At 64.0% G+C, this 23396-nt stretch carries 21 protein-coding genes; 10 read left to right on the top strand and 11 right to left on the bottom strand.

Annotated features, from left to right (window positions below):
* Window positions 1–279: 279 nt before the first annotated feature.
* The 5 genes from ACIQTZ_RS20245 to ACIQTZ_RS20225 form a co-directional block, all read right to left on the bottom strand.
* The gene (locus ACIQTZ_RS20245; RefSeq protein WP_402983346.1) at window positions 280–1335 is read right to left on the bottom strand and encodes a siderophore-interacting protein; all 1056 of its coding nucleotides are present in this window, start codon (window positions 1333–1335) and stop codon (window positions 280–282) included.
* The gene (locus ACIQTZ_RS20240; RefSeq protein WP_397326685.1) at window positions 1332–2180 is read right to left on the bottom strand and encodes an ABC transporter ATP-binding protein; all 849 of its coding nucleotides are present in this window, start codon (window positions 2178–2180) and stop codon (window positions 1332–1334) included. Before ACIQTZ_RS20240 ends, ACIQTZ_RS20245 begins: the two co-directional genes overlap by 4 nt.
* Before the next feature lies 1 nt (window position 2181).
* Entirely contained in the window at window positions 2182–3159 is a 978-nt protein-coding gene (locus tag ACIQTZ_RS20235) for a FecCD family ABC transporter permease (RefSeq protein WP_402951456.1), read from the bottom strand.
* 122 nt (window positions 3160–3281) lie between these two features.
* Window positions 3282–4397, bottom strand: a complete 1116-nt coding sequence (locus tag ACIQTZ_RS20230; RefSeq protein WP_397326686.1) for a FecCD family ABC transporter permease — start codon at window positions 4395–4397, stop codon at window positions 3282–3284.
* Window positions 4398–4401: 4 nt separating this feature from the next.
* Complete coding sequence (locus tag ACIQTZ_RS20225; RefSeq protein WP_402983343.1) at window positions 4402–5475, bottom strand: iron-siderophore ABC transporter substrate-binding protein; 1074 nt, start codon at window positions 5473–5475, stop codon at window positions 4402–4404.
* Between the two features lie 590 nt (window positions 5476–6065).
* Between ACIQTZ_RS20225 and ACIQTZ_RS20220 the strand changes: the two genes are divergently transcribed.
* The gene (locus tag ACIQTZ_RS20220; protein WP_402983340.1) at window positions 6066–6557 is read left to right on the top strand and encodes an FBP domain-containing protein; all 492 of its coding nucleotides are present in this window, start codon (window positions 6066–6068) and stop codon (window positions 6555–6557) included.
* A gap of 78 nt (window positions 6558–6635) precedes the next feature.
* Here the strand turns inward: ACIQTZ_RS20220 and ACIQTZ_RS20215 are convergent, their stop codons facing one another.
* Genes ACIQTZ_RS20215 through ACIQTZ_RS20205 form a run of 3 tightly spaced genes read right to left on the bottom strand, consistent with a single transcriptional unit; the run spans window position 6636 to window position 12347 of the window.
* Entirely contained in the window at window positions 6636–10091 is a 3456-nt protein-coding gene (locus ACIQTZ_RS20215) for an ATP-binding protein (protein ID WP_402983337.1), read from the bottom strand.
* Window positions 10088–10897 carry a DUF4194 domain-containing protein gene (locus tag ACIQTZ_RS20210; RefSeq protein WP_402983334.1) on the bottom strand — a complete coding sequence of 270 codons (810 nt, stop codon included), beginning with the start codon at window positions 10895–10897 and terminating at the stop codon, window positions 10088–10090. The genes ACIQTZ_RS20215 and ACIQTZ_RS20210 overlap by 4 nt, the downstream gene beginning before the upstream one ends.
* On the bottom strand, window positions 10890–12347 hold the full coding sequence (locus tag ACIQTZ_RS20205) for a DUF3375 family protein (RefSeq protein WP_400333677.1): 1458 nt from the start codon (window positions 12345–12347) through the stop codon (window positions 10890–10892). Before ACIQTZ_RS20205 ends, ACIQTZ_RS20210 begins: the two co-directional genes overlap by 8 nt.
* A gap of 326 nt (window positions 12348–12673) precedes the next feature.
* Between ACIQTZ_RS20205 and ACIQTZ_RS20200 the strand changes: the two genes are divergently transcribed.
* Together ACIQTZ_RS20200 and ACIQTZ_RS20195 are read left to right on the top strand one after the other, a co-directional pair.
* A complete protein-coding gene (locus tag ACIQTZ_RS20200; RefSeq protein ID WP_402983331.1) occupies window positions 12674–12976 on the top strand; it encodes a hypothetical protein in 303 nt (100 codons plus the stop codon).
* Window positions 12977–13038: 62 nt separating this feature from the next.
* Window positions 13039–15003 carry an acyl-CoA dehydrogenase family protein gene (locus ACIQTZ_RS20195; RefSeq protein ID WP_402983328.1) on the top strand — a complete coding sequence of 655 codons (1965 nt, stop codon included), beginning with the start codon at window positions 13039–13041 and terminating at the stop codon, window positions 15001–15003.
* A gap of 12 nt (window positions 15004–15015) precedes the next feature.
* On the opposite strand, the gene ACIQTZ_RS20190 is transcribed toward ACIQTZ_RS20195, so the two are convergent.
* Complete coding sequence (locus ACIQTZ_RS20190) at window positions 15016–15420, bottom strand: YchJ family protein (RefSeq protein ID WP_402983325.1); 405 nt, start codon at window positions 15418–15420, stop codon at window positions 15016–15018.
* Between the two features lie 187 nt (window positions 15421–15607).
* On the opposite strand from ACIQTZ_RS20190, the gene ACIQTZ_RS20185 reads away from it, so the two are divergent.
* Window positions 15608–16573: a hypothetical protein gene (locus ACIQTZ_RS20185; protein WP_402983322.1), complete on the top strand. Its 966-nt coding sequence runs from the start codon at window positions 15608–15610 to the stop codon at window positions 16571–16573.
* A gap of 3 nt (window positions 16574–16576) precedes the next feature.
* Here ACIQTZ_RS20185 and ACIQTZ_RS20180 read toward each other — a convergent pair whose 3' ends face one another.
* Window positions 16577–17068, bottom strand: a complete 492-nt coding sequence (locus tag ACIQTZ_RS20180) for a flavin reductase family protein (RefSeq protein WP_402951450.1) — start codon at window positions 17066–17068, stop codon at window positions 16577–16579.
* A gap of 243 nt (window positions 17069–17311) precedes the next feature.
* Between ACIQTZ_RS20180 and ACIQTZ_RS20175 the strand changes: the two genes are divergently transcribed.
* The 6 genes from ACIQTZ_RS20175 (at window position 17312) to ACIQTZ_RS20150 (ending at window position 22652) form a co-directional block, all read left to right on the top strand.
* On the top strand, window positions 17312–18346 hold the full coding sequence (locus ACIQTZ_RS20175; protein ID WP_400333663.1) for an aldo/keto reductase: 1035 nt from the start codon (window positions 17312–17314) through the stop codon (window positions 18344–18346).
* A 177-nt stretch (window positions 18347–18523) separates the two neighbouring features.
* A complete protein-coding gene (locus tag ACIQTZ_RS20170; protein WP_402983319.1) occupies window positions 18524–19621 on the top strand; it encodes a sulfite oxidase in 1098 nt (365 codons plus the stop codon).
* A gap of 167 nt (window positions 19622–19788) precedes the next feature.
* On the top strand, window positions 19789–20166 hold the full coding sequence (locus ACIQTZ_RS20165; protein WP_400270185.1) for an RNA-binding S4 domain-containing protein: 378 nt from the start codon (window positions 19789–19791) through the stop codon (window positions 20164–20166).
* Window positions 20167–20272: 106 nt separating this feature from the next.
* The gene (locus tag ACIQTZ_RS20160; RefSeq protein ID WP_402983316.1) at window positions 20273–20935 is read left to right on the top strand and encodes a DUF6318 family protein; all 663 of its coding nucleotides are present in this window, start codon (window positions 20273–20275) and stop codon (window positions 20933–20935) included.
* Between the two features lie 2 nt (window positions 20936–20937).
* Entirely contained in the window at window positions 20938–21882 is a 945-nt protein-coding gene (locus ACIQTZ_RS20155; RefSeq protein WP_402983313.1) for a hypothetical protein, read from the top strand.
* A gap of 293 nt (window positions 21883–22175) precedes the next feature.
* Window positions 22176–22652, top strand: a complete 477-nt coding sequence (locus ACIQTZ_RS20150; protein ID WP_402983310.1) for a hypothetical protein — start codon at window positions 22176–22178, stop codon at window positions 22650–22652.
* 258 nt (window positions 22653–22910) lie between these two features.
* Here ACIQTZ_RS20150 and ACIQTZ_RS20145 read toward each other — a convergent pair whose 3' ends face one another.
* Window positions 22911–23372, bottom strand: coding sequence for a DUF3817 domain-containing protein (locus ACIQTZ_RS20145; protein ID WP_402983307.1), 462 nt, complete (start codon window positions 23370–23372; stop codon window positions 22911–22913).
* Window positions 23373–23396: the final 24 nt, after the last annotated feature.

Genomic DNA, 23396 nt, shown 5'->3' with positions numbered 1-23396 from the left:
AGTCGTGGATTCAGACACGGCCGTCTCCTTCAGATCAGGCCAGACCCCACACACCGTTATTCAGACAGTCCCACGCTCTCACCGCGGTGAGAGAGCGTTAGGCAAAAGGGGCCATTTGGTGAGAGAGCGTTGGAAGGGGACGGACGCACGAGACCGCGCGGAGGGCGTCCGGCAGCGTGCGTCAAAGCGACGAAGGAGCAGCACGCCGAGGACGGCCGCCGCGCGGGCGGACCCAGCCAACCGGCCACCCGCCGCGGCGGCGGACTCGACGGAGAACGCTTAACCCTCCGCTTTGCCTTGGCGCCAGTAACCCATGAAGGCAACCTGCTTACGGTCGATGCCGACGTCCCGCACCAGGTAGCGGCGCATTTCCTTGATGACGAACGCTTCGCCGGCGATCCACGCATAAAACGGCAGGGCACCGGCGGGGAGGGTGGGGTTCTTGGTGGCTTCGATGGCTGCGGCGTCCATGCGCTGTGGGGTTTCCCACAGGATGTCCTGGTCCACGTTGACGTCCTCCGGCTCAGGACCGGCTGCAGAGTCGGCACCCTTCAGGCCCACCCAGCCCGGAACGGGGACGGCCTTAGCCACGGCTTCCTTCAGGAGTTCACCGTGCGGGCGGGAGCGTCCAATCGCGGCGCCACGAGCAAGCCACGTAATTTCGATGTCGGCCGCCGTGCTGATGTCCTGGAAATCAGCCGCCGAGGGGACTTCAAGGAAAGCGTGGCCCGTCATGTCAGCAGGAAGACTTTCGAGGATGGCGCTGATGGCCGGCACGGCAGTCTCGTCACCCGCGAGGAGCACACGCTGGGCCAGGCCAGGACGCCATTCGATGCCGCCGTAGGCACCGGCGGTAGTGCACTGTGCTGCGCGGTTGTTGGGCCCGATGATGGTCAGCGCATCGCCCGGCTTGGCTGCCACTGCCCAGTTGGCGGCGGGTCCACCGTGTCCGGAATCGTCAAAGTGCATGACGAAGTCGATGTCGATTTCCGGGTACACGGCGTCGAGGCGCTCGGACCGGACGGTGTAGGTACGCATGGAGCCCCGGACGGCGGGGTCCATGGCGAGCCACTCCTGGTACCAGCCGGCCTCGTCCATCTTGAATTCCGGAAGCGGGATGATGCGGCCGTCGTCGTCCAGGGACGGAATCATGAGCTTCACGCGCAGGTCCAGGGTGTCCCCTGCCACGCCGAAATCGCGAAGGGAGTAGCCGCCAAAGGTGATGCGGCGGAAGTTGGGGCTCAGTTCCTGGACCGCCGTGACGGTGACGTCGAAGGCCAGGGTCATCGGTTCCACTGCGGCGCTCGCTTTGGCCCGGGTTGGTTGTGCACTCATGAGGCGATCTCCAGTTCGTTGGCGTGACGGGCGTGATGTTCGGTACGTGTCGGAGCTTGGGCGTGGTGGCGGCCAATGGGAACGATCAGCGGCGTGCCGGAGATCGGATCCGGAACCACCCGGGATTCCAGGCCAAAAACGGTGTGGACCAGTTCCTCGGTGACCACTACCGGGGCCGGACCTTCGGCGACGATGCAGCCGCCTTTCATGGCAATCACGTGGTCCGCGTAGCGCGCCGCGAGGTTGAGGTCGTGGAGCACGATCGCCACCGTGGTGCCGCGGCTGCGGTTCAGGTCCGTGACCAGGTCCAGGACCTCTACCTGGTGCGCGAGGTCCAAGTACGTGGTGGGCTCATCGAGCAGCAGGACCTCGGTCTCCTGTGCCAGGGCCATTGCGATCCACACGCGCTGGCGCTGTCCACCGGACAGTTCGTCGACGCTCCGCTCAGCGAGTTCCAGCGTCGCGGTGGCTTCAAGCGCGCGCTGCACAGCGGCGTCGTCCGTGGCACTCCAGCTGCGGAAGAAGCCTTGGTGCGGGTACCGCCCGCGGCCCACCAGGTCCCGCACGGTGATGCCGTCCGGTGCGGTGGGGTGCTGCGGGAGCAGGCCGAGGGTCCGCGCGAGTTCGCGGGCCGGGCGCGAATGGATGTCCTTGCCGTCCAACGTCACGGCACCGCCGGCAGGCTTAAGCAGCCGGGACAAGCCGCGGAGCAGGGTGGACTTTCCGCAGGCGTTGGCGCCCACGATCATGGTCACCTTGCCCTCCGGAATCTCCGTGGTGAGGCCTTCCACCACCTTCCGCTGCTCGTATTGGAGCGTCAGGTCCTTGGCATTAAGGATCGCCATGTCAGGCTTCCTTTCGGTTCGACGTGAGCAGGAGCCACAGAAGGAAGGGGGCACCGAGGGCACCCGTAACGACGCCAACAGGGAGGACGGTTCCGTCGAGGATAACCGGCGCGATGTTGGAGGCAAAGAAGTCGGCGGCGAGCACAATCAACGCACCGGTGAGGGCCGACGCCGGAAGGCTCGGTTTGCGGACGATGCGGCGGGCAATAGGCCCGGCAAGGAAGGCGACGAAGGCCACCGGGCCCGCTGCGGCGGTTGCGACGGCGGCAAGCCCGACGGCGGTCAGCACGAGTCCCAGCCGGGCGGCGTTGACCTTGATGCCCAATCCAGCAGCAGCATCGTCTCCGAGTTCGAGCATGCGCAGCGGTCCCGCGAGGGCGATGACGGCCGGAACGAGGATCAAGAGCGCAAGGGCCAGGACGCCCGTTCGTTCCCAGTTGGCAGAGTTCAGCGAGCCGTTGAGCCATACCAGGGCATCCGCGGCCGTGCGGATGTCCGCCCTGGTCATGAGGAAGTTCACGACGGCATGGAGCGCTGCGGCGATGCCCACGCCGGCAAGGATGAGACGGTTTCCGGCAGCATTGCCGCGGCTGCCGGACCCGGAGCCGGTCTTGCGGGAAATGGCATAGATGATGGCAGCGACGCCCAGTGCGCCACCCAGGGCAGCACCGGAGATCACGGCGCCGGAAGCACCGAACACCACGATCGCGGTGACGGCTGCAGCACTTGCTCCGTAGCTGATGCCGATGATGTCCGGGCTGGCCAGCGGGTTGCGGAGCATGGTTTGGAAGAGCGCACCGGCAAGGCCGAAGGCAACGCCGATCAGCGTCCCCACCATGGCACGGGGAAGCTTGTGTTCCATGACGATGAAGGTGGCGCCCGGAATCTTCTCGCCCCCGGTCAGGTGGTTGATGACGATCTTGAAGAAGTCGGGGATGGTCACGGTGTAGCTGCCCAGCAGGACGTAGACCGCGAACATCACTACGAGGGCCAGCACCAGGAAGATCGTGGGGCTGAGCGCGCGGCGGGATGGCAATTGATGCGGATGCTCGCCGGAGCCATTGCCATTAGTTGCCGGCTCGGCGGTGGATTTGAGGGTGGTCACAGTCCGGCCCCCTTTCCGCGGCGGATGAGCCAAACGAACACGGGAGCGCCAACCAACGCGGTCATGATGCCCGCGGGAACTTCGCCCGGGAGGAGTATGACGCGGCCGATCACGTCCGCCACGATCAGCAGGATGGGCGCCGACACCATGGAGAACGGCAGGATCCAGCGGTAGTCCGGTCCGGTCAGCAGCCGGACGGCGTGCGGAATGACCAGGCCGAGGAAGCCGATGGGACCGGCCAGCGCGGTAGCGGAGCCACACAGGAGCACGATGCCCAGGCCGATGATGCCGCGGGACAACGCAACATTCTGGCCGAGGCCCCGGGCAATGTCGTCGCCGAGGGCAAGGCTGTTGAGTACGCGGCCACCGCCCACCACAATCAGCGCGCCAATCACCAGGAACGGCAAGGCGGGCAGGAGGACGGACCAGTCACGTCCACCGATGCTTCCCACCTGCCAGAAACGGAAGCGGTCCAGGGTGTCCTGGCTGGAAACGAGGATGACGTTCATCAGCGAAAACAATCCAGCGCTCAGCGCCGCGCCTGCCAAAGCGAGCTTGACCGGCGTCGCACCGTCACGTCCGCGGGACGCAATGGCGTAAACGACGACGGCGGCCGCTGCGGCGCCGATGAAGGCGAACCAGATGTAGCCGGTCAGGGAGCCTATGCCGAAGACATAGATGCCCACCACCACGGCCAAGGCAGCACCGGCGTTGAGGCCGAGGATGCCGGGATCGGCCAGCGGGTTGCGGGCCACGCCCTGCATCGCAGCGCCGGCCAAGCCAAGGGCCGCTCCGGCAAGAAGACCCAGCACGGTGCGCGGAATGCGGGCGATAACCACCGCGTGGTCGCCGTCGGCCGGGTTGAAGTGCGTGATGGCTTCCCAGATGGTGGAAAGGGGAAGCCCGCGCGCGCCGATCGCCAACGATGCGGCGCACGCAGCTGCGAGTACGACGACGGCGACCAACAGCCAAGCGGTCCGCTTGCCTGCGCTCCGCGGCCGGGTTCCCCTTCCGGCCGTGTCGCTGCCTGGGGCGATGCCTCGCTGGTTACCCGGCACCGAAGTGCCACCAACCCGCCCCGCGGTAGCCGCCGTCGTCGTACTCAGTTTCATTGCTTTACTTGGCCGCGACCTTGTCGGCGGCGGCACCAAGCTGAGGCAGGAACGTGTCCAAAGCCCACGGGAGGCTCAGCGGCGACGACGCGGAGATGGACAGCGTCAGGGTCTGGTTTGCGTCGGCAACCAGCGCGCCGGACTTGATGGCCGGGATCTGGCTCAGGAGCGGGTCGGCCTTGATGGCATCTGCGGTAGCAGCCTCGGGAACCCAGGTGACGAAGACGTCGGAGGTCAGTTCGTTGGCCTTCTCAGCAGACCACGGGATGAAGAAGTCCTTGTTGGTCTTGGTGTTCTCGGTAACCACCGGAGCCAGCTTCATGCCGATCTCGGAGAGGAAACGCGGACGGTTGTCGATGGCGGTGTAGACGTTGACGCCGTCACCCTTGGCGGGCTCGAGGTTGCCGTAGATGAAGGTCTTGTCCTTGATCTGCGGGTACTTGGAGACCTTGTCCTTGATGGTGGACTCGGTGTCCTCGATCAGCTTCTTGGCTTCGGCTTCCTTGCCCAGGGCCTTGCCGATCAGGGTGGTGCTTTCCTGCCACGGGGTACCGTAGGCGAGCTCCGGCTGGGCCACGACGGGGGCGATTTCGCTGAGCTTCTTGTAGTCGGCTTCTTCGAGACCCGAGTACGCGGCCAGGATGACATCCGGGCTGAGCTTGGCGATCTCGGTGAAGTTGATGCCGTCAGCTTCGGAGAACTGGACCGGCGCCTTGTCGGTACCGAAGCCGGCGCCGAGCTTCTCGAGGGCTGCGTCCTTCCACGGCGTGGAGCCCTTGTCGTTGTTGCCCCACTCGTTCTTCGGAACACCAACCGGGACAACGCCCAAGGCGATCGCGATGTCGTCATTGACCCACGAAACGGTAACTACGCGCTTGGGCTGTTCCTTGATGGTGGTCTCACCGAAGACGTTCTTGATGGTCACGGGGAAAGCAGCGGACTCGGCCTGCTGGGAGGCCGGAGTGGAAGTGGCGGGTCCAGTGGAGCAGCCAGTGAGGGTGAGGGCGACGGCGGCAATTGCGACCGTCGCAGAACCTGCGGTCTTCAGCAGGGCGCGGCGTGGGAGAAGGGAAGCCACGGTACTCCTTAAGTAAGTGATGCGAACCTAAGTAAGGCTAGCCTAGCCTCTTGATAATTACGAAACGTTTGCGTCGCCTAATCCCCTCATGACGCCAAAATACCGTTCAGCGTGCCCCAATTCACACCCTCTCTCACCGAACCGCCCCTTCCCACCTACCCTCTCTCACCGAACCGTCCCTTCCGGCGAACCCTCTCTCACCGAACCGCCCCTTCCGGCGAACCCTCTCTCACCGAACCGCCCCTTCCCACCGAACCCTCTCGCAGTGGACATCACTGGTGAAGGTTTGGGAGGATATCGGCAGCGGACTCCCACTTCAAGGCGATCCGCTTCCACAGGGAACCGACGAGGGGATGAGCGTGCGCACTGAATCAGTTGCCGCCGCCATGGGTTGCGAGGTGGCCGTATCGGCCTGCTTGGCACACCCCCACGCGTCGGCACCAACCAAGTAACACCCGGACAGCAAGCTCCAGCCATCCCTGGCTACTTCAGCCTGCCCGAATCCTTTCAGGTGATCGACGCCCCCCCCGTGTCATGACGCAGCGCAAGGCGCGCTGCCGACGTCGTCAATTTCCGAAAGAAGCTTCACCATGCAGAAAATCACTGCGCAACAAATCCGTTCGTCGTTCATCAATGCCAGCCGCTCAGAAGCCGCCAAGCTCAACCTCCCCCGCGACTTCGACGCGATCGAGTGGGAGTCCTTGGAGTTCCTGGGCTGGCGGGACGAGAAAATGCCCCAACGCGGGTACCTGGTCCTGCCGTCCAACGGCAAGCTGACAGGCATCATGCTCCGCGCCCCCGAGGGTGGCTCCGGCAAGAAGCGGGCTGTGCTCTGCGAACTGTGCCGGGACGTATTCTCCAAGGCCGATGTCTACCTGTGGGTCGCCAGGAAAGCCGGGCAATCCGGCAAGGACGGCAACACCGTGGGGACGTTGATCTGCGCCGAGTTTGGTTGCAGCGCCAACGTGCGCAAGGAACCCCCGGTCAACGAGATCAACCCTGACCCTGCCGCCGTCGTCCTCAAACAAATCGCGGGGCTGGAGTTCCGCACTGCCCAGTTCCTGGACAGCGTCCGCGGGTAGGCCAATGTGGCTGGCAGTAGTGGTTGCTATGACGGCTCATAACAACCGCTACTGCCAGTCAGGCGGGCGGCGGAGGCCTTAGCGGAGCACGATGTCCACGGGATTGGCTTCCGAACGCCACGCGCCAGGCACGCCCGGTCCGGCGATCACCGGAGCGGTGAGGACACCGGACCGGTTGGTGCGCTTGTCGCGAAGGATTTCCGTGACGGAACCCAGGTGACGCGAAAGATCGATCACGTTCTCGGGCGCCGCCAGCAGCAACTGGAAGCCGAACTCGTGGAGCGCCTTGATGCCTGCGCCGGCAAACTCCTCGGAGGCAAGCACGAAGGCCTCATCCATCATCACCGTGCCGTAGATGGTGAAGCCCTGCTCGGCGATGCCCAGCTGGTAGCTCAACGCCGCGGCCATAATGAAGGCCGTAAAACGCTGGCGTTCGCCGCCGGACATGGACCCGGTGTCGGCGTGCATGAAAACCTCGGTCTTCGGCTTGCCCGATTTGCCGGTCTTGCCCGGCACTTCGCGGTGTTCCTTGCATTGGATGAACAGGTGCCCGCGGACGTCCAGGACCTCCGCACGCCAGCGCCGGTCTTCGGGCGTCTGCGAGCCGAGCCGCTTCACCAGGGTTTCGAGCGACTTGTACCGGGCCGTGAGCTCGGCATCCTCGTCGGTTTCCGTTGCGGCCGCAGCATTGCGGGACGGCCGGGTGTGCTTCGCCTTCAAAGCGTTCTGGATGGCATCCTTGAACTGCTTCGCCGTAGCCGGCAGCGTCTGTTTGATGTCCAGCTCCAGGTAGCTGCCCTCGTGGAAATTCACGTCGGACAGGATCCCGTTCAGCGGCAGGATGCGGCTGGTGATGGTGCGGCGTTCCTCATCGAGCAGGTGCAACAGCGTGCTGAAGGACTCGTGCGTCCGCTGGTTGAAGAACAGGCGGAACTCGGCTTCCTGGGCGGGCAGGCCGTCGTTCACGATCGCGTGGTACCGGGACTCGAAGTCACCGGCTGCACCGATCGAGGTGCCGTGGTCGGCGCTGATGGCGCTGCCCCAGTCGCGCACGAACGCTTCGAAGATGCGGGTCAGGCGTTCAGCTGTGGCTTGCCCCCGCGACTCGGCAGCGTGAAGCTCGTCGAGCAGGGTATTGCGGACGCTGTTGGCCAGATTGTCCAGCTCATGGAGTTCGGAAACGTCCGCGGCGCCGGCGAAGTACGGCTCAAGTGCCGCAACGGTGGAGCCCGACGGCGGTGCTTGCTCGAGCTTCAACCTCGCCGCGTCCAGCAGGCCGTCAGCCGTGGTCATCTGATGATCGAGCGCTTTGTACTCGCTCTGCAGCACAGCGGCAGAACCTGTGGAGGACTGGTGTTTTTCCCGTACGGCCTCAATGTTGGCGCGCAGGGGCTCAAGGTCGGCCTGGGCGGCGAGTGCATCGGCAAGGCGCTGCTCGATCCGGGCCAGCTCGTCAGCGGCAACTGCCGCGGAAACCTGTTCCCACGGACGTTCGTCCTCGGCCACGCGGCGGAGGGCTTCCAGCTGACGGGCCATTCCCTGGTGCGAATCCTCGCGGCTCTGGGCAAGTTCGGCAGCCTTGGCCAGCTCGTTTTCCAACTCGCCTACGCGCGCAGCAACGAGTTCCAGCTTGGAGGCGTTGTCGAAGCCGAGCACGTAATCCTGCCGGCTGGTGAAGCGGTCGTCCTTCTCCACGGTGTGCCGGTTGCGTTTGACCACGCCGCCCAGGCTCAAGCCCTTGTCGAGGGAGGCCAGCTCATCGGGGTCCTCCACGCATGGATACCCGAAGTCGACCGCGATCCGCTCGCGTATCCATTCCCCCGCGTCCGCATTGGCACCCGAGGTGAGGATGCTCAACTTGGTCAAGAGGTCGCCGTCGGACACGTCCTCCACAGCCAGCGCGCCGCCGGCCAGTGGCTTGGACACATCAACGGCGCGGAGGGCCCCACGCACGGTGTTGTCGTTGAGGTACCGTGTCACCGCCGCAAAGTGCTCTCCCGGAACCAGCAAGGTGGTGGCGAGGTTCCGCAGGGCGCGCTCAGCAGCCGGGCGCCATTGCTCCTGGCCTTCCGCGAGGTCGATCAGTTCGCCGCCGAAGGGCATCCGCTCTTCCGGAACGCCGGTCGCCGCTGCGATCGCCGCGCGGTTCTCAATGCTCGACGGTGGCAGGAGGGACTTGCGCGACCGCAGCGACAAGAGCTCCTGCCCGGCCGCTGCCAGTTCGCGCTTTTTGGTGGCGTGCGCATCGAAGGCTTCGAAGCGGAGCTCCTTCAGTGACTCCGAGTCATCCTGCAAGGCGGCCGATCGGGCTGCAGCCTGCTCGTGGGCTTGGTCCCAGCCCTCCGCCGACCATTCCAGGTCCAGGCCGGCATCGCTCAACGCCTTCCTGGCGGATTCCTCCACCTGCTGGCGGAGCTTGAGACCCACCCGCGCATTTTCCAACGACTGCTCAATGGCCGAGATCGCGTTGCCGCCGCGGTTGTTGTAGTCCGACTCGAGCTCGCGCAGTTCCTTGGCCAAGGCGTCCCGCACGGTCCGCTCGGCCGCAAGTTCCTGGGCCTTTGACTGGGCCAGCTCCTTGAACCGGGCCAGCGTTTTGGCGTGCACCGTCACCGCAAGTTGCTGCTTGAAGGCGACGAACTCCTCCCCGGCGAGCTCGCGCAACCGGTTCGCGTCCAGGAGGGCCTGTGCGTAATCCTTATTCAGCCCGGGAACCGGCGCCAACTGGTCGCGCTGCTGGCGGACGTCCTCCAGTCGCTGGCGGATGGACATCAGGTTGCTGAACTCTTCCACCACATCGTCGGCGGCGGCCAGCGTGGCCGGGGCATCGAGGACTTGGTCGCGGAAGAACGTGTTCACGCTGCCGCCCAGGCCCTTGCCTGCCTGGATCACGCGTAGCAAAGGGAGCGCCTGGTCCGAGTTGATTCCCAGGAGCCTGCGGAACCTTTCCGCGAAGGCCTTGTGGACGTCGAACACCTGGCCTTCGGGGAAGATCGACTCCAGCGCTCCCTTGGTAAAACGCTTCTGGGCGATGCCCTCAATGGCCTCCAGGTCCAGGGGCTTGCTGTCGATCACATAGAAGCGACCAACGCTGGACTCCGTGCCGTTCTTGGGCAGGTCGAAAAGCGCAGAGACCGTCACTCTGGTGCCAGCAGCGTTATCAAACGTCAGTGCGACGGCGGACCACGTGGCACCAGGGCGCTGGAAGGCACTGGCCGAACCATCGCCGACAGCCTTGTCACCGACCTTGCCGCGCATATAGGTGAACGTGGTCCTCTTGTCCTCCACAGCACCGCCCGAACGCTGGGCAGCGGCCTCGTTGGAACGTGGACGGGCGTCGAAAACGCGAAGCATCGCGTCAAACAGCGTCGACTTGCCAACACCGGAGTTACCGGTGAGCAGGGTGCCGTTGCGGTCCACGTGCATGGTGTGGGCACCATGGAAGGTGCCCCAGTTGACCACCTGGACGAGCGACAAGCGCATCTGGCCCGGGTTGGTGAGTTCGCCGAGGGGCAGCATGCTTGCGATCGTCACTTCTCTGTCCCGTCAGTCGGGGTTGCGTCCGCGGAGTCGTCGTCTTCCGTTTGCGAATCAGAGTCCAGGTCCAGCAGCGGCTCTGTCCCTGATTCGTCGGCTGCTACTGCCACCAAAGACTCGATGTGGGCCGGGATGTCTCCGATGTTTTCGAACGGGAGGGCCAGCGGGAGGGCGTTGCTGATGGTGTAGGTGTCATCGAGCGGGGTGGGGAGGAGGAGTTGGCGCGCCAGGAGTTTGGTGATGGTGCGCGTGACCACGTCCGAGTCCCGCAACGCGTCCTGTTGGCCGGCAGGTGTGTAGTTCGCTACGAGGTCCGAGATCTCTTCGCGGGTGATGGTTGGGTCCGTCTGGGCTGTCACGTGGCGGTCCAAAAGAAGGCGCAGGCGCAGCAAAACAATGGTTTCAACCCGGCTGAGTGCCCTCTGCTGGCGAAGGATGCTCGAACGGGAGCTGGCGCCGATGATCTCGGGATCGACCGGACGGAGGACCGCGATTTTGCGGTCATGGTCCAGCTGGAGAGTGAGGAAAAGCTCGGAGAGCCGGCTACGGAGGATCAGTTGGTTGTCCAGGAGCGTGGTCCAGAGTTTCTCGTCCCGTCCACCGTCGATGTACGGGCCCTTCAGGAGCTTCACCAGGGCGTGCCGGACCTTCATCGGCAGCACGCCGGTGTCCCCGGGGAACAGCGCGGCACCATCAACAAACGTGTCGCGCGGGGTGACCCGGAAGGGATCCGCCTGGTGACCCGCTTCAACGGTGACGTCCTCCTCCAAGGTGGCGTCCGTCGTCGTGATTTCCTCAGTCATCAGAATCCTCATTCAGCGAGACGACCGGCAGGTACGCCGTGCGGATGCTGCCGTCGATTTGTTCGAAGTCGATGTGTTCCCACGTGGCCCGGTCAAAGGCCGCACCTGACTGCAGCGCCATGGACAGGAGGGAACGGACAGTGTTGATGTGCCGTTCTTCGGGTGGCAGGTTCTCCCATGCCTCGCCGATGGTGGCCGAACCGGCCATGGCGGCACGCACGACGGCGGGCCTGGCCTTTCCGGTGCGGGCGGACTTCACGCGGTCCGAGTCGCTGAAGGCGATGGGGTCGGCCAGGCGCGGCGGAGTGGCAAACTCGTCGGGGTCGAAGAGCTTGACCATTGCGAGGGACTCAAAGCCTGCGTTGTACAGGACGGGGCCGGGAACCAATCCGGGCCGGTCGCGTTCGTAGGGCAGCGACCTGATGGCATGCTCGGCCTCGGCGAGGACCTTCCGCAGGCTCACGGATTGACGGACATCGTCACTCTGGATGTACGTGTTGAGGCTCTCCGAGAGTTTGCCGTAAATCCGCTGGATCTGGCTGTGCTGGGTGCGGAGTTCGGCGACGAGGTTCTTCAGCGTTTCGCGGTCCTCGTGCGAGAGGTCATCCGCGAACTGGCGGCTCAGCACCTCACCGATGGCTGAGCGGAAGCGCAACTGCTGCTGAGGGTCTTCCAGGAACGCCGTGAAGGAACGGAACGTACGGCCTTCCGGGCTTTGCCGGAGCCGCTTGTCCGCTTCCAGCACCTGGGCCATGGTGGCGCCTTTGCTGAGCGATTCCTCGATGATCTGGTTGCGCAGCTCGCCCACCAGTTCCTCGATGCGGTCACGCATCTTCTTGTAGTCGGCAGGCAGGCTCGCGGCGAGGTCCAGGATGTTGCCGGCTGCTTCTACGGCTTCGTCATCGTCAAGAAGACCATCGAACTCACCCGAGCTGATGTCCTCCACAAGCTGCTGCCGCTCCTGGATCTCTTCCTCGAGGGCCTCCAGGCGTGCGCTTTGGTCCGGGTTGGTCTCGTTGGCGAGCTTTTCGACGTCCCCGAGCAAGGTGCCCAGCCGGGAACCGTTAAGGGTGGAGCGTTCGCTGGAGAGGCTGTCCAGGAACGCGAGCACGCGGGCCGCGGCTTCAGTGACTTCGTAGACGATCTGGCCGGACTGGTTGCGGCGCGTCAGGAACTGCTTCCGCGTCCATTCGTCGCCAAACGCCTTGCCGTTTTGCTGGCCGCCCAACGTCGGGTCCTGGCGGCGAAGCTGCTCAAGAAAAGCGTCGACGTCGGCATGGAACTCTTCGAGCGGAAGCTGCGGCCGGGTGCGGGTGAAGGAGGCCTGGAGGACGGCGATCACCCAGGGCGCCGAGCGGGTCAGCGCCCAGGCAGGTCCCTTGGTCAGCTGTTCGAGGTCGCGAAGCCGGGCACTGATAGCGTCGGCGGAGGACATGGCTGAACGGGACAATTACTCTCCTTCAGCTGCTGCGAAACCTGACCGGCAGCGAAAACTGCCCCGTACAAGGTTAACGCAGAGTGTCATCGCCCAAGTAAGTCGCAGTTGTGCGCGTTTTGAACCGTCAAAACGCGCACTGCTGCGACCCAGTTGGGCGGGGCCGCGCGCCCGAGTGCGTGCCGCCGTCGTGCCCTTTCCGTGACCTACCGTGCGGTATGGTTTCGATCCCGTATCAACAGCGTTTCCCTGCTGGCCGCAAAGGGCCGCCAGCCCTAAGGTCAGATCATCGACGCCGGCAACGCCGCGTCTACCCACGCACTGTCGCATAGGGGGGCACTATGAACTTCGACTTTACTGCGCTTGAAACCGGAACATACGTCTTTATCGGAACGCTTGGCTTCGCTGCACTCCTGGTCGCGTTCATCGCGGCGGCAGCCGTGGCCGCAATAGTTTTCATCGGCATCCTGAGCTTCGTTTGGTACATGGTCAAGAGCGTGCTCGGAGGCTTGGTCCACGGCATCAACTTCGCCTGGGACAGCCTGGTCCACCACGCCGGACAGGTGGAAATTCCGGTGGAGTTCCAGCCCCAGGTTTCCACTGGTACGGGAAGCTACCCGCGGGTAGCATTGAGGGACAGCTGAAGGGTTCCCACCCGAGGCGGACCCTGGCTCCATCCGGCACAACCGGCTAGAGGAGTTATTCCATGACGTCCGCCACTGACAACAGTCTCTCCGCAGCAAGCGTCAACGCCACCGCCGAGGAAGCCCGCGCCGTCGCCGAAGCCGCGCGCGAAACCGAATGGAACCGCCCCAGCTTCGCCAAGGGCCTCTATTTGGGCAGCTTCGACCTGGACCTGATCCACCCCTGGCCACAAGCCAAAGCGGAGGATGTTGAGCGCGGCGAAGAGTTCATGGCCAAGCTTGAGGCGTTCTGCAGGACCATGTCCGGCCGGGTGATCGAACGTGAGGCCAAGGTGCCCGATGACTACCTGGCCGGGCTCGCCGACCTCGGCGTCTTCGGCATGAAGATCCCCCGCGAATACGGCGGCCTCGGCTTATCACTGGTGTACTACGGCCGTGCCCTGGCGCTGATCGGTTCCGTGCATCCAAGCCTCGGAGCGCTGATCTCGGCCCATCAATCCATCGGCGTACCGGAGCCAGTCAAGGTTTTCGGAACCCCGGAACAAAAACAGGAGTACCTGCCGCGCTGCGCCGCGGGAGCCGTCACGGCCTTCCTGCTCACCGAGCCCGACGTCGGCAGTGACCCCGCCCGGATGGGCGCCACTGCCGTATTGTCCGACGACGGCGGTTCTTACGTTGTGGACGGCGTGAAACTTTGGACCACCAACGGCGTGATCGCTGAACTCGTAGTGGTCATGGCCCGTGTCCCCGCCCACACCGATGCGAACGGCACCACGCACAAGGGCGGCATCTCCGCTTTCGTCGTGGAGATGGACTCCCCCGGGATCACCGTGGAGAACCGGAACACGTTCATGGGCCTGCGCGGCATCGAGAACGGTGTGACCCGGTTCCACCAGGTCCGTGTTCCCGTCGCCAACCGCCTGGGCCGCGAAGGCCAAGGCCTGAAGATTGCCCTCACCACGCTGAATACGGGACGCCTCTCCATTCCGGGGTTGTGCGTTGCCGCCGGCAAATGGAGCCTCAAGATCGCCCGCGAATGGTCCAACGCCCGCACCCAGTGGGGTCGGCCGGTTGGCCAGCACGAAGCCGTAGGCAAGAAGATCGCGTTCATTGCTGCCACCACGTTCGCCTTGGAGGCCGTCTTCGAGTTGTCCGCGGAGATGGCCGACGCAGGTGCCAGGGACATCCGCATCGAGGCGGCCTTGGCCAAGCTCTGGTCCACGGAGTTGAGCTGCAGGATCGCCGACGAACTGGTCCAGATCCGCGGTGGACGGGGCTTCGAAACGGCGGACTCCCTCGAGGCGCGCGGCGAACGGGCTGTAGCTGCCGAACAGCTTTTGCGCGACCTCCGCATCAACCGGATCTTCGAGGGATCCAGCGAGATCATGAAGCTCCTGATCGCCCGGGAAGCCGTTGACGCGCACCTTGCCGCTGCCGGCGACCTCGCCTCAGCGGATGCGAGCCTGCAGGACAAGGCGAGGGCCGCCGTCGGGGCTTCAGGTTTCTACGCACGCTGGCTGCCCAAGCTTGTGGCAGGCGCCGGGATGGATCCGCGGTCCTACGCCGAATTCGGCAGGCTCGCCAAGCAGCTCCGGTTCGTGGAGAGGTCTTCGCGGCGGCTGGCGCGGCAGACCTTTTACGGCATGGGACGCTGGCAGGCGAAACTTGAGCACAAGCAAGCGTTCCTTGGCAGGATTGTTGACATCGGGGCCGAACTCTTTGCCATGGCTGCGTGCTGCTCCCGGGCCGAGAACATGCTGCGGACGCACCCGGAACAAGGCGCCGCCGCCTTCGAATTGGCCGAGGCCTATTGTGAGCAAGCCAGGGTGCGGGTGGACGAGTACTTCGACCAACTCTGGCGCAACACGGACGACGCCGATCACGGGCTCTCGCGCAAAGTCCTCGCCGGTGACTACACCTGGCTCGAGGCCGGCGTGCTGGACCAGTCCGAGGGAACAGGGCCGTGGATCGCGGATGCGTCACCGCATGAGTCCGCCAAGGAGAACCTGCACCGGAAGTATCGGTAGCGGGCCGTCAGGCTAAAGCACGTCGCCGTCCACGTAGTACCAACGCTTGTCCTCCCTGACGAAACGGCTGTGCTCGCGCTGGACTCCGCGTTGGCCGTCGTGCCTGTAGTGGGCAGCAAACTCAACCGTGCCCTCCGTGTCCAACGGACCTCCGCCAGTGGCGCCAAGGATGTCAAGGCGGCGCCATTGCATGTCCGGGTCCAGCTCCATCGATCCCGGGCGGGTGCTGGTGTGCCACGTGCGCATCAGGTACTCCGGATCCAGGACGACGAAGGCTGAATACCGGGAGCGCATGAGCTGTTCTGCAGTAGGCGCGTCGGCGTCGCCGCTGTGGAAGCGGCCACAACAAGCGGGGTACTGCTCGCCCGACAGGCAGGGGCAAGCGCCGTTGCGGAGGCGGCTGGTATCAGGCGTCAAAATGCCCCTTTCCGAGTCTGTAAATGAGAGCTGCGCAACATATTTTCCCACGCCGTATAACAGCTTCGAAACAACCGCGCCAGACGCCTGAGCCGCGCGTGATTCCGTCAGTGCTGAACCGTAGGCTGGATGGAGCAAGCTGGGTGGGCACCGCGCGCATCACAAAACGACGGCCAGGGGAGGCTAAGTGGAGGATCCGACAACACTCGCCATCAACCTGACGTATCTGGGTACTTTGGGGATGGCTGTCCTCATGTTCCTGGGACTTGGGTTGGTCATCATCATCACCCTGGTTGTGGCTGGAGTGGGGCGCCTGTTGTCGATTGTCCTGCTTGCCATGGTTGGGATTTTCCCCAAGAAGGACACCACTCCCATCGTCCGCTTGCCCCGTCGTCCGGCGCGTGGACCAGTGGAGGTGAGTCCCGGCGTCGTGATTCCCGCAGAGGTTGCCACAGAGGCGGCCGCATCCCCGCTGGACCAGCTGGCAACAGGCCCCCATCCGGACACCGCCCAGGTTGAGGCCGTCGCGGCTGCCGCCGTAGCGGACCCTTCGACGCCGCCGGCACCGGCGCTCGTGGTGGAAACGCCCCCTGCTCCCGTCCCGCCGAAGCGCGACCTCCTGGGAGATGCCCGACGCCGGATCGCAGAGGCGTCTGCGGCCGTCAAGGACGGCGCGTGGAAGTCAGCGATCGATCCGAGAAAGCTGCCGAAACCTGAACAGGTCAAGGATGTGGTGGAAAACCAGACCTCCCACCACCCCTTGCTCATTGCCGCCGCCAAAGAGCCGCCGGTCCTGGCCAAGGACTGGGCAGACGCCGTGGCGGAGGCCGACGAGCGCGCGGCCGCCCGGGCCAAGGCCGATCAGCCGCCGGCCATCAAGGTGACGGTCCGGGACATCGATGAGAATGACTCGCCCGCCAACCCCTCCACGGGGAACGGTTCCGCTCCCGACTCCAGCGCGGCTTCGGCAGCCAAGCCCACGAAGGATTCATCCGGGGGCAACGGAGCGAAAAAGCCCGAAGCCGCCAAGACAGCCCAATCTGCCGGAAAAACAAACGGCGCCACTGGATCGGGCCCGAAGACTTCCAAGAACGGAAAGTCTCCGAGCCCCATTCGTAAAGGTTCGTTGAGCGGCGCGAGCCGCAACTCCTGACTGCTAGGCGGCCAGCCTGTTGAAAGCGGCGCCGTGGTAGATCAGCGGCTTCGATTCGTGGTTGACCGTGGTCGATTTGACCTCAAGCACCACAATCGCGTGATCCCCTGCCGGCGTCTCCGAAACAACTTCGCATTCGAACCCGAGGACAGCGCCGTCGATCAGGACCGCGCCCGAGTCGGCGACGCTGGTGGACAATCCTTCAAAGCGATCACGGGTTTTTGAGGCCAACTGGAGTGCCGCGGTTTCCTGCCCCTCCGCCAAAACCGAGACCCCAAGCCTGCCCGCCTGCCGCAACTTCGGCCAGGTAGTAGAAGAGTTCTGCACGGCGAACATCACCAGCGGCGGCTCCAGGGACACTCCCACAGTGAAGGATGACGCCACCAACGCTTCAGGCGTGAAGTCCACCATCGCACTGAACGCAGCCACGCCGGACGGGAACTGCGCAAAGGCAGCCTTGATGGCGGCGGTTTCTTCCACTGTTGTCTGCGTCATTTTCGCTGTCCCCTTCGTGCGTCGTTTGAACTCATTTCCCATAATTCACGCGATCCACAGAAGCTCCATATTTGTTGATTCCCGCGTCATTTGTATTGCCGAATGTCAAGAAATATCGCGAAGTAAGGCTCGTTCCATTACTCCACGAGACGAAAAACGAAGAAGTTCTACCGCTTGCGTTTCTGCCCACGGCACCGCTGTGTAGCCTCGATGGGACATCCAGACCCACCACAGGAAGCCAACATGAGCCTCAATGAGCTACGGACGCTTGGACGCACTGGCGCCCTGATCAGCCCGCTGACCCTGGGCACCCTGAACTTCGGCACGGGAACCGCACCCACCGGCCCCGCGGACAGCATCCGCATCATCAAGGCCGCACTCGATGCGGGCATCACGAGCATCGATACCGCCGACATCTACTCGCAGGGCGAGGCCGAAACCGTGGTGGGACAGGCCATTCACAGCCGGCGGGACGACGTCTTCCTTGCCACCAAATTCCACGGCCAGATGGGTTCCAACCCGGCCCATGCCGGTAACTCGCGCCGCTGGATTGTCCGGGCCGTCGAGGACAGCCTGCGCCGCTTGAACACGGACAGGATTGATCTCTACCAAGCGCACCGGCCGGACTACAACACCGACCTGTTGGAAACCATCACGACCCTCAACGACCTCATCCGGCAAGGCAAGATCCTCTACTACGGCACGTCCGTGTTCAGCCCCGCCCAGCTGGTGGAGGCGCAGTGGATCGCCAACACCAACCACCTCACCCCGCCCGTGGTGGACCAGGTCCCTTATTCGCTCCTGGTCCGCGCCAATGAACGCGACGTTTTCCCCATCACCCAGCAGTACGGCGTCGGGGTTTTGAGTTACGGACCGCTCGACGGCGGCTGGCTCGCCGGAGGCTACCGGGTGGGCGCCGGCCAGCCGGAGAGTTCGCGATATTCCGCGCTGCCGGGCCGTTTCGACGTCACCCAGCCCTTCAACCAAGGCAAGCTCCACGCCGCCGATGCCCTGGGCCAACTCGCCGCACGGCACGGGCTGACGTTGATCCAGCTCGCCGTTGCTTTCGCTTTGAACCACCCCGCGGTGACCAGTGTGATCATTGGGCCGCGCACGGAGGAGCACTTGACGGACTATCTGAAGGCCGCCGACGTGGTGCTGAGTGAGGCCGTCCTGGACGAAATCGACGACATCGTTGCTCCCGCCGTCAACTTCCTGGAGCGCGATGCCGGCACCGTGGCCCCGCACCTGGAGTATCCGGAACTCCGACGCCGGTAGTCTCCTTGCGTTGTGTGGCCCGCCCTGCGTGCTTGCCCGCTTGTTTGAAACGTTCAGCGGGCCTCGCAACGGGCTATTGACGGCATTCGGGTGCGGCGTGATCCTTGACCTAAGTGCTGCTGGTCCCGCCGAGGCGTCACGCCCGCAGCGTCAGGTACCAGTAGAACGCCGCCGCCCATGTCCACACCCCATATTGAACGTGGCGTCGCAGCCACTCCAGGCCAGCCGACGCAAGACGCCTTGACCCACGAAGAACTCCAGCTCGCGGGGCGCAACCACTCCATGCCACTCGAAGCGTTGCAGGAGGACATCACCCCGGCAGGCCTGCACTACCTGCTGGTCCACTTCGACGTGCCGTTCCTTTCCGCGGAATCCTGGCGGTTACGGCTTGGCGGAGCGGTCTCCAACCCCTTAGAACTGAGCCTCGAAGACCTCAAAGCCCGACCTGCCGTGACCATGCCCGTGACGTTGGAGTGCGCAGGAAACGGGCGGGCGCTCCTGCAACCCCGGCCCCTCAGCCAGCCATGGACGCTCGGCGCCGTGGGCACCGCCGAATGGACCGGGACTCCCTTGGCACCGCTGTTGGAGGAGGCGGGGTTGGCGAGTGACGCCGTCGAACTTGTCTTTACCGGCGCGGACCGCGGTATCCAGGGAGGCGCCGAAGAGCAGTACTCCCGCAGCCTGACCGTAGCGGAGGCCAGGCACCCGGAAGTCATGCTGGTCTATGCGATGAACGGGCAGCCCCTGCCGCCGCAACACGGATTCCCTGTGCGGCTGCTGGTGCCGGGTTGGTACGGGATGGCGAGCGTGAAGTGGCTGACGTCGATCGAGGCTGTGACGTCGCGGTTCATGGGATACCAGCAAGCGGTCGCCTATCACTATCTGCAGGGTCCTGACGGTCCGGGCCTTCCCGTTTCGCACATCAGGGTTCGGTCGCTGATGGTTCCTCCGGGTATCCCCGATTTCTTCACGCGGCGCCGGGTGGTGGACGCGGGTCCCGTGATGATTCGTGGCAAGGCGTGGTCCGGGCACGGTGACATTGAACGGGTCGAGGTGGGGATCGACGGAGAGTGGATGCCCGCCCACCTCGATGATCCGCTGGGCGACTTTGCCTGGCGATCCTGGTCCATGGTGTGGGTGGCAAGGCCCGGTGAGCACGTGCTGCGATGCCGGGCGATGGACTCCTCCGGCGCGCTGCAACCCCGTGAGCAGGTGTGGAACTACCAGGGCATGGGGAACAACATGGCGCAGCGGATTGAGGTGACGGTTCGGTAGTCCTTGGGCTGCCTTGCCGCCGCGTTCGCGGTGCCTGGCCGCAGCGTTCGCGGTGCCTGGCCGCAGCGTTCGCGGGAAGCCTGCTGATTCGCTGGAGCGTTCCAGCGATCTCGAGTGGTTTCCCGCTGTTTCGTGACCTCCCGCCCTTCGCTAGACTCGACTGAATCATGAACAGCCTGCCATCCTCCCCCGCGACCGTCCGGGTAGACGCCTGGCTGTGGGCCATCCGCGCCTACAAGACCCGCTCCGCTGCGACCGCTGCCTGCCGCGCTGGACACGTGCGGCTCAATGGCAATCCGGTGAAGGCATCCCAGACCGTGATTGTCGGCGACACCATCCGGGTCCGCGAATCCGGATGGGAGCGGATCTTTGAGGTACGCCGGCTCATCGCCAAACGCGTTGGCGCCGAGGCTGCATCCCATTGCTTCACCGACCACACGCCTGCGCGGCCGGTTCTTCCCGCGTTGGGCCTCCCCCAGCGCGACCGCGGCGCCGGCCGTCCCACCAAGAAAGACCGCCGCGATATGGAGAAGCTGCGAGGGTAGTTCCTGCCCTGGAGTTATCCACAGGGCCCTCATTGCTGCGTGATTCTTGTGTTCCCTCCTGCCTAGACTGACGGGCACTACGCCAAAACAGTCACTGGGGAGTCTGATGTTCCGCCGTTCATTTGCCCTAATTCCGCATGCCCATTTCCGGTCCGTCGCAGTCGGAGTTGTAACTCTTGTGCTGCTGAGCGGTTGCCAAGGCGGCAGCACACCTCCCGAAACGAGCACGACGACGGCGACACCCGCCTCGAGCGCGTCGGAGGCGGGAACCCGGACACCCCCGCTCACATCTAGCGGCCCATACAAGCCAGCGGATGCAACGGGCAAGGCCCAGAACGTGCCCGTGCCGGTGATGCCTGCTCTGGCGAAGGAGAACACCAAGGAGGGGCTGGAGGCGTTTATCCGGTATTGGTACGCAACATATTCCTACGCGACCGAAACGGGTGACATGGCACCTTGGGCAAAATCCACGGATACGACAACAGAGTCAGGCATTGCTTATTCACGGGCAATTGAAGCTAACTACGCCGACGGTCGGTGGCTCTTGGGAGGCCGGATAACCATCCCAACGGTTGAGGTTCTGTGGCAAGACGGATCTGGATCTCAAGTTGCGAAAGTACAGGTCCTACAAGAAGAGATTCGCTACTTCCGGTCCGACGGGAGCTCCCGTCCTGAGATTTCGGAAGCATCCAATACGGCCGAAGCAGTGAAAGCTACGTTTCAAAACGGCTTCTGGCAGGTCATCGACAACGGCCTGATTCTGGGGTGACTATGCGAACTTTTCTGGGCATCGCGGCAGTCACCAGTTGGTTGCTTCTGGCAGGGATGGCTCCCGGTACTGCTGCAGCGAACGACGAACCGTTCATTCATGCCAATAGAGGCGAAACGGGCTTGGAGTTGAGCGCCTATTTCAGGACGGACCCGGCTACCGGGTTGCCCGTCGCGAATCTTGGTAGAGCCACTGCGGTCGATGAGGATCCTTACCAGTACAAACCGGACACCTTTTGCCGTGCAGGCGGAGGAGAACTCGGTTGCCAGGGACTTGAATGCCCTCCCACCACTACGGGTGGTGCTGCAGGAACTCCTGTCATTTGGAAGCGGGCGCCCAGAGGCATAACCAATCCGGACTGGACACAATACAGGGGAATCAGTGGTCCAACGTGTCTCTACGGTTCAGAACCCCAGAACGTCCTGGCCGACATCGCGGCCCGGATCCTTACCGACTTCCGCCAACTCCCCGTGAACCCAGGAACCCTCGAAGCACAACCCTTCCCCAACACCCTCAAAGGCGGACCCACCAACTTCTACACCACCACCACCGAACAACACTTCGACACCACCATCCTCGGCCAAGCGGTCCACCTCACTGCAACACCCGCCACCTACACCTACACCTTCGGCGACGGCACCACCCTCGGACCCACACCCGCCGCCGGCTACCCCATCCCCGCCAACGCCTGGCTCACCACGGAGACCCGAACCAGCCACACCTACACAACCACCGGCAACTACCCCGCCATCCTGACCATCACCTACACAGGCACCTACTCCGTCAACAACGGCCCACCCCTGCCCATCAACGGAACCCTCACCCTCACCACCACACCCAAAACCATCCACGTCTTCAAAACAGAAACAGCCCTCGTCGCCGACACCTGTGAACAAAACCCCCACTCCTGGGGCTGCCCCGGCACAAACACCCCAACCAAGCACTAACGAAGCCGGCACCACCGGAAACCAACACCACCGAAAAAGCCCGCACCACTCACGCCCCCACAGTCACCCCGCACCGCCACCACCAACATTGGCCTCCAAACGCGCCCAGAACGCGGGAAAGACCCACCAACCGGACCCAAAGTAGGTCGCGAAGGAACGCCGGTGCGGACCTCCGCCCAGCCTGATGCGAAACAGAGACACCCGAAGGGCCGCGTCACGGGCCAGCGCAGGAGTTGTCCACATAACGCTCCCGAGCTGTTCCGGCCAAGATCGACCCCTCATAACGTGGTCTTGTGACCCCACCGCTTCCCAACCCCATCGATGTCAACCTTCACAGTGGCCCCGCCGAGTGGTGGCAATTCCTTGCAGGCCTGACGCCTCTGGCTGCTTTGATAGCAGCCGGCATTGCGGGGTGGATTGCGTGGAAGTCCCTCCGCCAGAAGTCCGCAGCCGACAACCGGGCAGAGTGGTGGCGGCGCGCCCAGTGGGCCTTCGACAGCATCCTCTCGGACGAACCGAGACGGGCACAGGCAGGCCTCCGGATCATAGCCGTTCTCGCTCAGGACCCTCCGGGCGCGGAGGAACTGAAGATCATCGAAGGCGCAACCGACGATTCGCTGGGGGTTGCCGAGGGGCCAGCCCTTAGACCTTTCAGCCGTCACGATTATCCGGGTGTCGACACTAGCAAAATGGAATCAAACACTCGCCCCGAAGTCCCCTCGGCCGATTCAGGGCGGGAGGGTAGCGAAGCGGGAAGACAACCCGACTAACGAGGAGTGCAAAGAATGGAGTCTCAAGGGATACATGCCGAGGGAGCCGCGGAACAAGAATCCACATATCCCATCAAACATCTGGCATCCTCATACGATCGCGGTGTTCAAATTGCTGCTGCCCGCGTCCGCATCATCACAGATCGGGGGCTGGGCAAACAAACCCCTGACTGGATCCTCCAACTCGCCGCCGAGAGATTGTCAGGCGACTACTAAAGGTTCTCCCCGCCTTTGCTTGTCACAGCGGACGACGCAGCCCTACGAGAACCACGTATCCGGCGGGCCCATGTACAGCAGGAAGCTGAACACGGCCGCCACACCAACAAGGACTACACCGGCGGCCAGAAGCGGCTTGGCCAAGATCCAGGCCTGGAGCTTCTCCAACGCGCCAACAGGCTGTTCACCGCCAGCGGCAAGCCTCCACCCGCCGTCAAGCAGGCCGCGGCGATCCAGTGATTTCTCAACCGGAATCGTGGCGTACGGGATCACGGCGGATGAAACAGCCAAAAGCCCGGTGCCCACGGACCACTTCTGGTTGACCCAGGTGAACGCTGCCGTAAAGGCGTAGCAGAGGAACACAAACCCGTGGATGCCACCCGCGATGCTGACTCCAACATCCGTTGTCTTCGTGACGTATTTGAGGAAGAGCCCTATCAATAAAAGCGTCCACGTCACGGCTTCGGCCAAGGCAACAGTACGGAAGAGGGCGCGGGGCAGCATGGAAAACCTCACATCGGGAACAGG

Source organism: Paenarthrobacter sp. NPDC090520 (genome assembly GCF_044769205.1).
In the GTDB taxonomy this organism is placed as follows: Bacteria; Actinomycetota; Actinomycetes; order Actinomycetales; family Micrococcaceae; genus Arthrobacter.
The sequence above is the reverse complement of the archived record's forward strand: the minus strand, read 5'-3'. Positions and strand labels throughout refer to the sequence as shown.